Consider the following 13865-nt stretch of genomic DNA (forward strand, 5'->3'; position numbering starts at 1 on the left):
CGGGGACCGTGAACCCGTGACTACCTTCCGGTCCGCCCGCCGACGACGATCGCTGTCGTCACGAAAGGTGGGTCGTATGAAGTTCACCGTCCTTGGACCGCTCACGCTGAGCGACGGCGGCGGCCTCCGGGCCCTGCCCACGGCGCCGAAAACCCGTAGCCTCCTCGCGCTGCTCGTGCTCCACGTCGGCCAGCCGGTGCCACAGGACATCTGCCGGGAGGAACTGTGGCCCGAGGAGATGCCGCCCACCGCCGTGCAGAGCCTGCACACCCGGGTGCTGCACCTGCGCCAGGCCCTCGCGGCCGTGCCGTCGGTGGGCTCGCTGCGCGCCGCCAAGCAGATCCTGGCCACCGAGCCCGGCGGTTACGCCCTCCGGCTCGGGGAGAACGACCTGGACCTGCACGACCTGGAGCACCGGCTGCGCGTCGCCCGCCAGGCGGAACTGGTCCGTGACGACCGCAAGCTGTCGTTCGCGCTGCGCGACGCCCTGAGCCTGTGGTGCGGCCCGGTTCTCGGGGACACCCCGGCGGGCCCGCGCATCCAGGCCCACGTCACGAGCCTGGAGGAGCGGCGCGTCACTCTGCTGGAGAAGTGCGTGGAGGCGGAGCTGCGCCTCGGCCTCCACCACGAACTGCTGCCCGAACTGCGCAGTCTGACGGTGTACTTCCCCACGCACGAGAACCTGCACGCCCAGTACATGATCGCCCTCTACCGGTCCGGCCGGGTGGCCCAGTGCCTGGAGGCGTACCGCCAGCTGCGCGACCGCCTGGTGAGGCAGATCGGCATCGAGCCGTCGCCCCGGCTGCGCGAACTGCACGCGGCCGTCCTCGCGGAGAGCCCCGAACTCACCGCGCCGGGCCCCGGCCCGGCCGGCCGGCTCTCGCCCTCGTTCGGCTCGCGCCTGCTCAGCGCGGGCTGAGCGCGGCCGGCCGGGGCCCGTGCCCGGGTCCTCGCACCGAGGCGAGGACCCGCCGCTCCACGTCCGCCACCAGCGTCTCCAGCACGTCCTGGAGATAGAAGTGCCCGCCGGGGAAGTCCAGGACCTCGGTCGGCCCGGTGGTGTGCCGCGCCCACTCACCGGCCGCCTCGGCGGAGACGTCCTTGTCCTGCCGTCCGTAGTAGACGGTGATCGGGGCGTTCAGGGCGCGCTCGGCGCCGGTGAACGTGTAGGTCTCCATCAGCCGGTAGTCCCCGCGGACGGCCGGCAGGAGGAAGGCGCGGAACTCCTCGTCGGCCAGCATCGCCGCGTCCGTGCCGCCCTGCTCCAGGATGTCGGCCACCAGCGCCTCGTCCCCCTCCAGGTGGCGGCGTCCCGGTGGCACCAGGTGCGGCGGCACCATGCCCGACACGAAGAGGTGGGCGATGTCCTTCCCGTGGTCCCGGCGCAGCAGCCGCGCCACCTCGTAGCCCAGGGCCGCCCCCATGCTGTGCCCGAACAGGGCCAGCGGCCGGTCCGTCAGCGGCAGCAGCGCGGCGGCGACCTCCTCGGCCAGCACGGGCATGCGCGTGATGCACGGCTCGGTGAAGCGGTCCTGACGCCCCGGGTAGCACACCGGGACGACGTCCAGGGAGCCGGCCAGCCGCTCCGCCCACGGGCGGAAGAACGTCGGAGCCCCGCCCGCGTGCGGCAGGCAGACGAGGGTCGCCGGCAGCGGCGCCGCGGCGGGGACGTAGCGGCGCAGCCACACGCCCCGGCCGGGTTCTTCGTCGGCGTGCACACTCATGGTCGGTCCTTCGCTTCGGATGTCGGTTCCGCGGTCAGTTCCCCGGCGGGCATCCACCGCAGGAACGGGATGATGATGACGGCCGCCGCCAGCGCGAACACCGCGAAGGCGGCGGACAGGCCGGCCGCCTGGGCGAGCGCGCCCGCCAGGGCCGAGCCCAGCGGCAGCGCGCCCCAGCTGAACATGCGCAGCGCGGCGGTGTACCGGCCCAGGAGCGCGTCGGGCACCAGCGACTGCCCGATGGTCCGGGAGTTGACCGACCACAGGACGCCGCCCATCCCGCCCAGGAACGCCGCCACCGTGTTGAGCACCAGCGACGACGTCAGCCACGGCGTGGCGACCAGGACCAGGGTGCCGAGCAGGTCGGCGAACATCGCCCCTTTGCGGCCCAGCAGCCGGTTGACGAGGCCGACGGTCACCGCGCCGACCACCCCGCCCAGACCCAGGGCGCTCATCAGCACCCCGTACCGGCCGTCGTCGGCGCCCATGGACCGGGTGGCGGCCAGCGGGATCAGCGCCATCCAGGCACCCCAGCAGGCGCACATCACGGTCAGCGTGAGCGCCATGGTCCGCAGCACCCGGTTGCCCCACAGGAAGGCGAGGCCCGCCCGGATGTCGCCGTGCACCGAGCGGACCGTGCCGCCCTGGCCGGCGTCGGCCCGGAACCGGCCCGCCAGGGGGACGAGCGGGAGCAGGATCAGCGTGCCCAGCACATAGGTGGCGGCCGTCGCGCCGAGCGCCGCCGCCGTGCCCGCGGCCAGCAGCGCCGCGCCCACCAAGGGCCCGGCGAACTGGTTGCAGACGGTCTCCGCGCCCGCCATCCACGCGTTGGCCCGCTCCCGGCCGGGGCCCGCCGCCACGGCGGCCGGCACCAGGGACGCCGCGGCGGTGAGCGCCACCACCTCGGCGATGCCGAGCACCAGGCCGCAGGCGAACAGCAGCGGCACGCCCGCCTCGCCCCCGGACACGGCGGCCATCAGGACGAGCACCGCCAGGGCCCGCGCCCCGTCCGCGAGCCACAGCAGCAGCCGCCGGTCGAAGCGGTCGACGAGGACGCCGACGTGCAGCGAGGTGAGCAGCCACGGCAGGGTCAGCGACAGGGTGACGGCGGAGACCGCCAGGGGCGAGTCGGTGATGCGGGCGGCCATCAGCGGGATGACCAGTTTCGTCACGCCGTCGGCGAGGTTGGTGACGGCGGTGAAGACCGTCAGCAGCCAGGTGTTGCGCCGGCTCACCCGGTGCGGGCGCTCTGCCGCGCCGGAGGCGGCGGGAGGGAGGGCGGGCGTCGCGGTCATACCGGGAACTCCAGGGGCGAGGGCCGGCGGGCGAAGTGCACCAGGGGCGCCACGTCCTCGCGCGTGCGGGTGTGCAGGACCCGGCCGGAGACCAGGACGTGGTCGTCCAGGGTCACGCAGTCCGCCACCCGGCACACCACACCGGCCACGGTCCCGTCCAGCAGCGGAGCGCCGTGGACCGTGTCGTGGGGAACCTGGTCGAACCGCAGTTCGGCGGGCAGTCGTGCGAACCGGTCGGCGAGGGCACGCTGCTGCCACGACAGCACGTTGACCGCGAAGGAGCCCGCCGCCCGGACGGCGCGCAGCGTGCCGCTGCCCGAGGCGAGCGACACCACCAGCGTCGGCGGACGGTCGGTGAGGGAGAACACCGCGGTGGCGGTGCAGCCCGCCGGACGGGTCCCCGCCTGGGCGGTGATCACCGTCACGCAGGTGGCGAAGCGGGTCATCGCCTCCCGGAACTCGGCGGGCACGACCGTGCCGGCCCCCTCGGGCACGGGACTCGCGGCGGAGGCCTCCGCGGTGAGCGAGGTCATCGGCGACTTCCTTCCGGACGGGGCGTCGGGCGGCTTGCCGGCGGGCGGGTCATCGGGGAACGGCCGCCCTGACGGGGTATCGGGCGGCTCGCTGGCGGGCGGGGCATCGGGGCGTCCTCCTGGACGGGGCGTCGGGGGTCCTGCCGGCGGTCACCGGGGAACGGCCGCCGGACGGGGCATCGGTGGGCTTCCTGCGGGGCGCGTCATCGGTTGCTTCCTTCCACCGGGCGGGCGTCCGGACGCGTGGCACCGCTCGCGGCGCCGGGCGCCCGCAGGATGCGCCGCAGGACCGTACGGTCGATCTTGCCATTGGCGTTCAGCGGCAGGGTCTCCAGGACCGTGAGCGAGGCGGGGACCATGTACGCGGGCAGCCGCGATCGCAGCGCGGTCAGCACCCCGGAGGGGTCGACGGCGTCGCCGGTGCACGCGGCGGCCAGAGCGGTCTGGCCGCCCGTGCCCGGCACCGCCAGGACGACGGCGTCCCGCACCCCGGGCGCGGCGCGCAACGCCGCCTCGATCTCGCCGAGTTCGACCCGGTAGCCCTGGATCTTGACCTGCTGGTCGAGACGGCCCAGATGGACGAGGCCCTCCTCGCTCACGCGCACCCGGTCGCCGGTGCGGTAGTACAGGCCGGGCTCCGGGGGCGCCGTGTCCGTCACGACGGTGGCCGTGCCGTCCGTGTACCGCACGAAGCGGCCGCGGTTGTCCTCCGGGTCGAGGTAGCCGGGGAACCGCTGGACGCCGCGGACGCACAGCTCGCCCTCGGCGGCCGGGCGCCCGTCCTCGTCGAGCACCAGGTGGTCGAGGCCCGGGTACAGCGTGCCGATCGGCACCACCGCCCCCGTCCGCGCCGGACCCTCCGCGTCGTCCAGGCGGAACTGGGTGCAGCTCAGGGTGAGTTCCGTCGGCCCGTACAGGTTCTCCAGCACGGACGCCGGTGCCGCCGCCTGCCAGGCCGCCGCCTGGGCATGGGTGAGCGGCTCGCCGCAGAACAGGCTCCAGCGCAGCTTCGGCATGGAGTTCGGGCCGAGCTGCCGCAGCCGGGCGGCGAGCGAGACGACGGACGGCACGGAGAACCAGTGGGTGATGCCCTCCCGGGCCACGAACCGGGCCGGGGCGAGCAGGTCGTGCGGGCCGGGTACCACGACGGTGCCGCCGGACGCCCACGCCCCGAACAGGTCGAAGACGGACAGGTCGAAGGTGAGGTCGAAGGTCTGGCTCAGCCGCGACCCCACGCCCAGGCCGTAGCGCGGGACGACGTGGTCGAGGTAGGCCTCGATGCTGCGGTGCTGCACCGGAACGCCCTTGGGGGCGCCGGTGGAGCCGGACGTGAACAGCACGTAGCACACGTCGTCCGGGTGCACCGGGCGGGCCGGCGGGGCCGGGTGGTCCGCCGCTGCGTCCGGTGCGCCGGCGGCGATCGGGGTGATCACCGGCACCGGCAGCGCCGCCCCGGCCTGGTCGGGCTGCGCCAGGACCAGGTCGAGACGGGCCCGCGCGGCGATGTCCGCGGTGCGCGCCACGGGGAAGGCCGGGTTGAGCGGGACGACGACGGCGCCCAGGCGCTGCACCGCGAGGTAGCCCGCGTACGCCGTGACGGTGCGGGAGGCCAGCAGCCCCACGCTCCGGGGCACGGCGCCGCCGCGCGCGTCGAGGAGCAGCCGGGCCAGCCGGCCGGCCAGCGACTCCAGCCGCCGGTAGGTGTACGACTCGCCCCCGACCTCCAGGGCGACCGCGTCCGGGTGGCGGCGTGCGGTGGCCGCGAACCGGCCGTACAGCCCCGCCGGGGTGTGCGTGACGCCGTCAGCGCTCATGGCTCAGCTCCTCCGTCCGCGAGGTGTCCGTCGTCTCCAGGTCCCGCAGGGCGTCGAGGAGTTCCGCGAACGCCCTCTCGATCACGGCCGGCCGGGGCCGGCCGCGTGCGGCGGAGGCCGCCGCGAAGCGGGCCGCGCGCGGCAGTTCCGCCCAGGCGGCCGCCGCCCGTTCCACGGCCCGCGGTGTCCCGGCGCCCGCCGCACCGAGCCGGTAGCGCTGGTGACGGGCCGCCGTCCACAGGTCGTCGGCGTGCGCGGCCAGGGCCGACGGGTCGTGGCACACCCGCTCGGCGACGTGGCGCAGGGCGGCGGCGCCGTGCACCCAGCGGCCCTCACCGGCCGGGCGCCGCACGGCGCCGGCGCGTTCCAGCCACCGGTACTCCCGGGCGTTCGCCGGGCTGCCCTCCTCGCCGAGCGCGTAGCGGTCCCGGTTGGCGGCCTGCGGGGTCAGGGCGGCCGGCGGCGTCAGGGCGGCGCGCAGCTCGGCGTCGGTCAGGGTGCCCGCCCAGGGGTCGTGGGCGCCGTGCGGCGTCAGGGCCTGGAACGGGTCGCGCACCGCCCAGCGGCCGTCCGTCAGGGCTTCGACGAGCAGCCAGTGCGGGGTCTCGGCCCCGCCGTACGCGGGGGACCAGGGCAGGTACCGGGTATTGCCCACGGCGATCACCCGGCCGCGGCGGCCGGCCTCCCCGGCCAGTGCCGCCCGCGCCGCCTCCCAGCCGGCGGCCGAGCGGTGGACGAGGCCGGTGCCGTGGGCGTCGACGTCGATCCGGGCGTGGTGGGAGAAGGCCATGCCGCCCTCGGCGGGGTCCGTGCGCACGGCCAGGCGTATCGCGGCGGCGAACTCGGCGTGCACCGCCGGGCGTTCCGTCTCCAGGTAGGGCAGCAGCGCGGCCGTGTAGCAGCTCAGCTCCGGCGCGGCGGCTTCGGTGGTCATGGCGTCTCCGGTGCGGAAGTCGGGTCCGGAAGGGCGGTGTAGGCGATGCTCAGCGGGACGGTCGTCCGGCCGCGCAGGCTGGTCCAGTGGTAGGGGCCCCAGGTGCCGCGGGTGGCGGGCAGCGGGACGTCGATGGCCCACGGCCGGCCGGCCAGGCCGGTGCCCGCCGCCTTCACGCACGCCTCCTGCACGGTCCACAGCCAGGCGAACTCCCGGGCGCGCAGCCGCTGCGGGAGCCGGATCAGCGCGTCCGCGCGCCGGTGGGCGCAGCGGCGCAGCAGGGCGTCCGCCACGGACGGCGGCGGGTGCTGCACGTCCAGCCCGACCGCGTGGCCGAAGGCCGCGCAGGCGGCGACGGCGTCGCCGTCGTGGCTGACGCTGATACCGATGGCGGGCCGGCCGGCGAGGGCGGGGCGGCCGTGCGCGGAGTAGACCACCTCGGCGTCCTGTGCCTCGGGGAAGCGGGCGGCGAGCAGCCCGCGCAGCGCCCGCCGGGCCGCGAGGCGTTCGGCGGCGCGGCGCGGGGGCAGCGCGGCGGCGTCGGCCAGGTCCCGTTCGGTGAGGTGGCCCCGGGGCGGGCAGCCGTCGGCGAGCGCCACCCACACCCCGGGCGCCGCCTCGGTCAGCAGCCGCCCCCGGGTCCGTACGGCCCGCGGGGGAGCGGGGCGCACCGCGGTGCCGGTCATACGGCCAGCCCTTCCACCAGCGGCACCAGCCGGTCGGCCACGGTGTCCAGGACCACCTCGGTCGCGCCCCCGCCGATGCCGAACAGGGCGGCCTCGGCGCGCAGTTGCTGGATACCGCCGGTGGAGAACCCGTCCGCGCCCCACAGGTGGGCACAGGCCGACAGGACGTGGTCCACCGTGGCACCGGAGGCCGCCTTGAGGACCGCGGCGGCGGTGGCGTCCCGCTCGCCGGTGATCCGCTCGCGCGAGGCCGTCCACAGCGCGTCCAGTGCGCTGACCCGCACGGCGCACTCCGCGAGCCGCTGCCGTACGGCGGGGTGGCGGTCGAGCGGGGTGCCGTCGAGGGTGCGCCCGGCGAGCCGGGCGGCGGTGTCCGCGAGCACCCGGCGGCACAGTTCGGTGCCCCAGGCGGCCGAGGCGAGCCGCTCGACGGCGATGCTCCGGGCGAACAGGGCCAGGCCGTGGCCGGGCCGCCCCAGCAGGTGGCCGCGGTCCAGCCGGCACCCGGAGAAGGTGACGTGGCCGACGCCGGACCCGGCGAACAGCGGGGTGTCGGCCGGGCGGACCGTCACGCCCGGGGCGTCGAGCGGGACGAGCAGCCAGGTGAAGCTGGTGAAGTGACGGCCGGGGCGGTGCCGGGCGAGGACCAGGGCGTGGTCGGCGGTGGTGGCCGAGGTCACCCAGCGCTTCACGCCGTCGAGGACGACCGTGCCGCCGTCGCCGTCCGCCGCCGTCAGGTCCACGCGGGTGGCCAGGCCGGCGAGGTCCGAGCCGGCCTGCTCGTCGGTGGCCGCCAGCGCCAGCAGGGCCTGCCCCTCGGACGCGGCGCGCAGCACCTTCTCCGCCACCGGCGACGACGCGGTCTGCGCCAGCAGCGGCAGCGCCGTGGCCAGCTGGACGAGCAGCGACAGCACCAGCCCCTGCGGGCCCCGTGCGTCGGCGGCGCCCAGCAGGCGCCGCAGCAGCACCGCGTCGATCTCCCCGGCGGGGCCGGCGGGGTACAGCCGGCCGAGCAGGCCCGTACGGGCCAGCCCCGCCAGTACCTCCCGGGCGTCCCGGCCGGGCGGCAGGACGCCGGGCGCCTCAGGCATAGCGCACCTCCTGGTCGAGCAGGGTGAGCCGGCCGTCGGCCAGGTGGAGGCGGTCGTTGCTGTAGTTGAGTGCGGCCGACCGCAGGTCGCGCAGGGCGCGTTCGAGGCCGGTGGGGGAGTCCTTGAGGTAGCCGTGCCGCATGCCGAGCGCGGTCACCAGGTCGTCCACCGCCCGGTGGCACTGCTCGGAGGCGGTCAGCTTCAGGGCGTTGACCAGCAGCTGGTGGCGGGGGTGCGACAGGTCCGCGTCCTCCTCCACGGCCCGGCGGACCGCGCCGGCGGTGTGCCGCAGCATCGCGTGCACCGTGTCCAGGCGCTGCCGCGCCGTGGAGAGCCGGGTGAGCAGCAGCTCGGAGGAGAGGCCGGAGCGGCGGCGGCCGGGGCCGCCGCGCAGCTCCGCCACCACCCGTGACAGGGCGCCGCTCGCGGTGCCCAGCCACGCCGCCGACCAGCCCAGGTGGGCCAGTGGGCCGAAGGTGTTCATCGCGATCCGCCGGAAGGCGCCGTGCTCCCCGACCACCTGGTCCTCGGGGACCCGGCCGGTCAGCTGGAGCGCGGTGCTGTGGCTGGCGCGCATGCCCAGGGGGTTCCAGGTGCCGCGCTGCGCCACCTCCAGCTGGTCGCGGTGGGCGAAGACGAGGGAGACCTCGCCGTCGGAGCGGGCCTGCGGGCTGCGCATGGTGATGAGGTAGCCGTCGGCGTGCATCCCGCCGGTCACCACGGGGGCGAACCGGTCGATCTCCAGCCAGCCGTCCCGCGCGCCGAGTTCGGCCCGCGCCGAGAGCAGGTGGCCGCCCTTGTCGGCCTCGGTGGTGACCGAGGCGAGGTACATCCGTCCGGCGGCGATCTCCGGCAGCAGCTCCGCGGCCAGGCGCGGGCCGGCGTGCCCGGCGATCGCGGCGACCTGCTGGCAGTGCATGGCGAACACCATGGCCGTGGACATGTCGGCGCGGCCCAGCTCCATGGTGACGTCGATCAGGTCGTCGACGCTGCCGCCGGGGCCCCCGTGCCGGGCGGGCACCAGCAGCCCGAGCAGCCGGGGCCGCAGGGCGTCGAGCACGGCGAGGGGGAACTCGGCCCGCTCGTCGCAGTGCGCGGCGTGCCGGGCGGCCAGGGCGGCCACCTGGTCGACCTCGGCGCGCAGCGACGCGGACAGCGCGGACGCGGGGGCGGCCGGCCCGGACACGGCCGGCGCGGGGGCGCTCACACCGACTCCGCCGTGGCCGTGACCGCGTCCGTGCCCTGCGCGGCCTGCGTGGCCCGCCACAGGCTGCCGGCCGTGGCGAAGGTCTCCTCGACCAGGGCCTCGTCGGGCAGGGAGACGCCGAGGCTGTCCTCCAGCGCGAACATCAGCTCGATGGCCTGCATGGAGTCCAGCCCGTAGGTGCGCAGGGGCGTGTCCTCGGTGATCGTCTCGCCGTGCAGGAACGGCAGGAATGGCGTGAGCGTCTCGACGAAGCGTGCGTCCATCGTGATCAGTGCCTTTCTGGGAGGAGGAAGTAAGGAGGAGGAAGGGGGAAGGCGGGAAAGGGGGTGGTCAGCGGGCGGAGGGCGAGCGGCGGATCAGGGCGCACAGGTCGTCCACGCGGTGCAGGTTCTCCGGCACCAGGTCCTCGGGGGCGAACTCGACGGCGAAGCGCTGCTCCAGCCGTTCCACGACCTCGACCATGCGCATCGAACCGAACTCCGCGAGCCCGCTGAGGTCCCCGTCGAAGCCGCCGGTCCCGACGACCAGGGCGTCCTCGCAGACCTGCAGCACCTGCGCGACGACGGCGCGCACCTCGTCCTCCAGGCTCCGCGGACGGTGCCCGCCGAACACGGTGGCGTCCGCACGCAGCGCCTCGCCGGCCCGTTCGAACACCCCGGCCGGTTCCGCCCGTCCGCGCGCCACCCGGCGGTAGGCGAGGTAGGTGTGCTCGACCACGCCGTCCCACCGCGCCAGGTGCGCGCGCACCGCCTCGTCCTGCGGACCACCGGCCAGGTGGGCGGCGTACGCGGCGTGCAGGTGCCGGGCGCGGGCCAGCAGCCAGGTCTCCAGCGTGAACCGCTCCAGGGCGAGGACGCGGTCCTCGTGGTCGGCGTAGGCCCGCAGGTAGGCGTCGATCACCGCCTCGTCGGCGGGCGTGTGCACCGGCGCCGGGGCGGGCCCCGGCGGGCGCGCGGACAGCCGTACGGTGACGGTCTCCTCCGGCAGCGCCGCGAGCAGGGCGTCCAGTCGGTCGCGGCGGTAGGACAGGCGCAGCGGGCGGGCCCGGCCCCACGCGGTGTCGTTGTGGTAGGCGTCGGTCACCGTCACGCCGTCGGCGCCCGGCTCGACGAGGAAGCTGTGCTCGACGTGCTTGTGCCCGTGGTAGGGCACCCACGGCAGGTGGAAGGCGTCCGCGACGACGTACGACGGCTCCGTCGGCTCGCCCGGCGCCGTGCCGGGCAGGCGCGTGGCGTGTTCGCGGACGGCCAGGCCGAGCAGTTCCCCGGCCGCGGCGAGCTGGTCCTCGACGGTGGGCTCGACGGTGGGCAGGCCGCCGGGCCCGCGCGGTGCCGGGGCGAAGCGCAGCACGGCGCCCAGGCGCAGATGGGTGTCCGGGCCGTGGTGGCGGTCGGCCAGCACGGCGAGGTTGGCCTGGAGGCAGTCGAGCAGCGCGGCCCGCACCTGCGGCGCCTCCAGCGCGCGCGGCCCGGCCGCCTGCGCGCCCTCCTGGGAAACGAGGACGGTCACGCCGTGCCTCCCGTCGCCCCGGCCGTGTCCGGCCCGTCGCCGATGCGGGTCAGGCCGCGCACCGCCTCCCGCAGTCCCGCGGGGTCGGGCGCGCTGTCCGCCAGCTCACCGGCCAGCAGCTGCTGGTAGGCGCCGAGGTCGAGGTAGCCGTGGCCGCTCAGGCAGACCAGCACACCCTGGGGAAGGCCGTCGGCCTCGTCCCCACTGGCGAGCCGGGCCGCCACGGCCAGCGCGTGCCCCGACTCGGGGGCGGGCAGCACCGCCTCCGACAGCGTGAACCGGCGGCCCGCCTCCAGGGCCTCCACCTGTCCGACGGCCACCGCCTCCACGTCACCGGAGTGCCGCAGCGCCGAGACGAGCTTGGCGGCGCCGTGGTAGCGCAGCCCGCCGGAATGGGAGTCGGGGATGCGGTAGTCGCTGCCGATGGTGTACATCGCCTCGCGGGGGCCGGTGCCCGTCGCGTCGGTCTTGTCGTACGCGTACACGCCCCGGCTCAGCTTGGGCGAGGCGGCGGACTCGGCCGCCACCAGGCGCGGCGGCCGGGCGCCGGCCGCCCGGGCGGAGGCGAGGAACGGCAGGGCGATGCCGCCGAAGTTGGAGCCGGCACCGACCGCGCCCACCACGGCGTCCACCGAGGTGCCCGCGGCGGCGAGCTGCTCCTCGCTCTCCAGGCCGATGACCGACTGGTGCAGGATGCTGTACGTCTCGCCGCTGCCGATGCAGAACGCGGCGCCGTCGTGCGTCTGGGCGTACTCGACGGCCTCGCCGATGGCGAGCGAGAGGCTGTTGCCCTGGCTGCCGTCGTCGGCGGCGGCCACCGAGGTCAGGTCGCTGGGGCTGGCGTGCACCTGCGCGCCGAGCATCCGCATCAGCACACCCCGGTAGGGCTTCTTGGCCAGGCTGGAGCCGACCATGAAGACCGTGCAGCGCAGGCCGAACATCGCGCAGGCCGCGGCCATCGCCGTGCCCCACTGGCCGGCGCCGGTGCCGGTGACCAGCTCGCTCACCCCGGCCCGCTTGTAGTAGTAGGCCTGGGCGAGCGCCGTGTTCAGCTTGTGGCTGCCGGAGATGTTCCCGCCCTCGTACTTGACCCAGACCGGGACGCGGGCGCCGACCGCCCGCTCGAAGCCGCGGGCCCGCCACAGCGGTGTGGGCCGGAACGAGCGGTAGGCCTCGGCCACTTCCTGCGGGATGTCCCAGAACTCCCTGGGCTGCAGGCTCTGCCGCATCAGCTCCATCGGCAGGTTGATGTGGATGCCGGAGCCGGACGCGGGGTTCTCCGGCGGCAGGTCGGCGGGCAGCTCGGTGTCCAGGTGCGGCAGGACGCTGCGCCAGCGCGCCGGCACCCGGGCGGCGGGGGCGGCCGGACGCGCGGTGACGCGCTCGGTGACGGGCGCGCTCATCGCTCGGTCTCCGCGGCGGTGGCGACCAGGTCGATCAGGTCGCGCACGGTGGCGAAGCTGCGGCCCACGAACAGGTCGTCGGGCAGGGCCAGCCCGAGGTCGTCCTCCAGGCGGATGAGCATGCCCAGGAAGCCCAGGGAGTTGACCTTCAGCAGGGGGCCGTTGAGCGGTTCGTCCTCGGCGATCGTGGCGGGGTCCACGGAGAGCCGGGACTCGGTGACGACCAGGCGTCGCACGGCGGCGGCGATGCGGTCGCGCTCCGGTGCGGAGGAGAGGGGCGGTGCGACGGACACGGGCGGTTCGCTGGACATGTGGGATGAGCCCTTCTCGGCCCGGGACGGTGCGCGGGCCGGATGGAGGAGGGAGTGCGTCGGGGGAGCGGCGCAGGCGGTCAGGTGCGCAGGGTGCCCCGGGCCTGGACCACCCACTGGGTGGTCAGCAGCGAGCCGAGGGCGACCGGGCCGCGCACGTGCAGCCGGCCGGTGGAGATGGACAGTTCGGGGCCCAGACCCATGGTCGGGCCGTCGTGCAGGCGCAGGGAGCCGTTGACGATCAGCGCGGCGGCGTCCACCGCGCTGGTGTAGGCCGCCACGGCCGCCTCGTCGGTGGCGACGATGCCCTCGGTGTGCCCGGAGCCGTGGCGGCGCACATGGGCCACCGCCGCGTCCAGGCCGTCGACGACGTGGACGCCGATCGCGGGCTCCAGCACCTCGCGGCCGAAGTCGTGCTCGGCCAGCGGCTCTTCGCGCAGGCCGTCGGCGGCCGCGCCCCGCGGGTCGGCCGGGGGCGGCAGGGCCGGGTCGGTGCGCAGCGTCACCGGCCCCTCCCAGCGGCGGGCCGCCTCGCGCAGGTGTGCCGTGAACTCGCCCGCCACGGCGCGCTCGACCAGGACCAGTTCCAGGGCGTTGCAGGCGGTCGGCTCGGTCATCTTGCTGTTGAGGGCGATCGACGCGGCCAGCGGCAGGTCGGCGCTGGCGTGCACGAACAGGTGGTTGACCCCGCCGCCGCTGGCGATGACCGGTATGGAACTCGCGGTGCGGCAGTAGTCGACGAGCGACGGCCCGCCCCGCGGGACGAGGATGTCCACGACGTCCGGCCGGGCCAGGAGCCAGCGCAGCTGGGAGCGGTCCGGGTCGTCCAGCACCGTGGCCAGCGCCTCGGGCAGCCCGGCCTGTGCGCAGGCGGCGCGGATCGCCCCGCCCAGTTCGGCGTTGGTCGCCGCGATCTCCTTGCCGCCGCGCAGCAGCACGGCGTTGCCGGTGGCGACGCACAGCAGGGCGCCCTCGACGGTGGCCGTCGGCCGGGCCTCGTACACCATGAGGACGACGCCCAGGGGCTTGCGCACCTGCCGGCGGCTGCCCCAGGCGCCGATCGGGCTCTCCGGGCCCGGGGCGGTGACGTGCGGCAGCGCCTCGTGCACCTGCTCGGTCAGCCGGGTCAGCACCTCCAGGTGAGTGTCGCCCAGGCGGAGCCGGTCCACCAGCGTGGGCGGCAGGCCGCGGCGCTCGGCGGCGGCGACGTCCTCCTCGTTGGCCTTGCGGATCCGGGACCAGCGGGCGCGCAACTGGTCCGCCAGGCGCAGGCAGTACTCCTGATAGGCCGGGGCGCCGACGGGGGGCGCCAGCACGCTGGCCTCGCGTGCCGCTCGGGCGGCTTCTTCGATCATGAC

14 protein-coding genes are annotated in these 13865 nt (G+C 76.0%); 1 reads left to right on the forward strand and 13 read right to left on the reverse strand.

Annotation, left to right across the window (positions count from 1 at the left end):
• Nucleotides 1-76: 76 nt before the first annotated feature.
• On the forward strand, nucleotides 77-919 hold the full coding sequence (locus AB0L29_RS32100) for a BTAD domain-containing putative transcriptional regulator (RefSeq protein ID WP_365832246.1): 843 nt from the start codon (nucleotides 77-79) through the stop codon (nucleotides 917-919).
• Here AB0L29_RS32100 and AB0L29_RS32105 read toward each other — a convergent pair.
• The 13 genes from AB0L29_RS32105 to AB0L29_RS32165 all read right to left on the reverse strand — a co-directional run bounded on the left by AB0L29_RS32105 (nucleotide 906) and on the right by AB0L29_RS32165 (nucleotide 13862).
• A complete protein-coding gene (locus AB0L29_RS32105) occupies nucleotides 906-1724 on the reverse strand; it encodes an alpha/beta fold hydrolase (RefSeq protein WP_365832248.1) in 819 nt (272 codons plus the stop codon). The genes AB0L29_RS32100 and AB0L29_RS32105 overlap by 14 nt on opposite strands.
• Nucleotides 1721-3019, reverse strand: a complete 1299-nt coding sequence (locus tag AB0L29_RS32110) for an MFS transporter (protein WP_365832250.1) — start codon at nucleotides 3017-3019, stop codon at nucleotides 1721-1723. Before AB0L29_RS32110 ends, AB0L29_RS32105 begins: the two co-directional genes overlap by 4 nt.
• Complete coding sequence (locus tag AB0L29_RS32115) at nucleotides 3016-3552, reverse strand: flavin reductase family protein (protein WP_365832252.1); 537 nt, start codon at nucleotides 3550-3552, stop codon at nucleotides 3016-3018. Before AB0L29_RS32115 ends, AB0L29_RS32110 begins: the two co-directional genes overlap by 4 nt.
• Before the next feature lie 203 nt (nucleotides 3553-3755).
• On the reverse strand, nucleotides 3756-5366 hold the full coding sequence (locus AB0L29_RS32120; protein ID WP_365832254.1) for an amino acid adenylation domain-containing protein: 1611 nt from the start codon (nucleotides 5364-5366) through the stop codon (nucleotides 3756-3758).
• Entirely contained in the window at nucleotides 5356-6300 is a 945-nt protein-coding gene (locus AB0L29_RS32125; protein ID WP_365832258.1) for a hypothetical protein, read from the reverse strand. The genes AB0L29_RS32120 and AB0L29_RS32125 overlap by 11 nt, the downstream gene beginning before the upstream one ends.
• Entirely contained in the window at nucleotides 6297-6986 is a 690-nt protein-coding gene (locus tag AB0L29_RS32130; protein ID WP_365832260.1) for a 4'-phosphopantetheinyl transferase superfamily protein, read from the reverse strand. Before AB0L29_RS32130 ends, AB0L29_RS32125 begins: the two co-directional genes overlap by 4 nt.
• A complete protein-coding gene (locus tag AB0L29_RS32135) occupies nucleotides 6983-8077 on the reverse strand; it encodes an acyl-CoA dehydrogenase (RefSeq protein ID WP_365832262.1) in 1095 nt (364 codons plus the stop codon). Before AB0L29_RS32135 ends, AB0L29_RS32130 begins: the two co-directional genes overlap by 4 nt.
• A complete protein-coding gene (locus AB0L29_RS32140; RefSeq protein WP_365832264.1) occupies nucleotides 8070-9284 on the reverse strand; it encodes an acyl-CoA dehydrogenase family protein in 1215 nt (404 codons plus the stop codon). Before AB0L29_RS32140 ends, AB0L29_RS32135 begins: the two co-directional genes overlap by 8 nt.
• Nucleotides 9281-9547 (reverse strand): acyl carrier protein, encoded by a 267-nt coding sequence (locus AB0L29_RS32145; protein WP_365832266.1) that lies wholly within the window; start codon nucleotides 9545-9547, stop codon nucleotides 9281-9283. The genes AB0L29_RS32140 and AB0L29_RS32145 overlap by 4 nt, the downstream gene beginning before the upstream one ends.
• A gap of 67 nt (nucleotides 9548-9614) precedes the next feature.
• Nucleotides 9615-10793, reverse strand: coding sequence for an acyl carrier protein (locus AB0L29_RS32150; protein ID WP_365832268.1), 1179 nt, complete (start codon nucleotides 10791-10793; stop codon nucleotides 9615-9617).
• Nucleotides 10790-12196: a TrpB-like pyridoxal phosphate-dependent enzyme gene (locus AB0L29_RS32155; RefSeq protein WP_365832270.1), complete on the reverse strand. Its 1407-nt coding sequence runs from the start codon at nucleotides 12194-12196 to the stop codon at nucleotides 10790-10792. The genes AB0L29_RS32150 and AB0L29_RS32155 overlap by 4 nt, the downstream gene beginning before the upstream one ends.
• Entirely contained in the window at nucleotides 12193-12507 is a 315-nt protein-coding gene (locus AB0L29_RS32160; protein ID WP_365832272.1) for an acyl carrier protein, read from the reverse strand. The genes AB0L29_RS32155 and AB0L29_RS32160 overlap by 4 nt, the downstream gene beginning before the upstream one ends.
• Before the next feature lie 80 nt (nucleotides 12508-12587).
• A complete protein-coding gene (locus tag AB0L29_RS32165) occupies nucleotides 12588-13862 on the reverse strand; it encodes a glutamate-5-semialdehyde dehydrogenase (protein ID WP_365832274.1) in 1275 nt (424 codons plus the stop codon).
• Nucleotides 13863-13865: the final 3 nt, after the last annotated feature.

It is taken from the genome of Streptomyces sp. NPDC052701 (assembly GCF_040678355.1).
Lineage (GTDB): Bacteria > Actinomycetota > Actinomycetes > Streptomycetales > Streptomycetaceae > Streptomyces.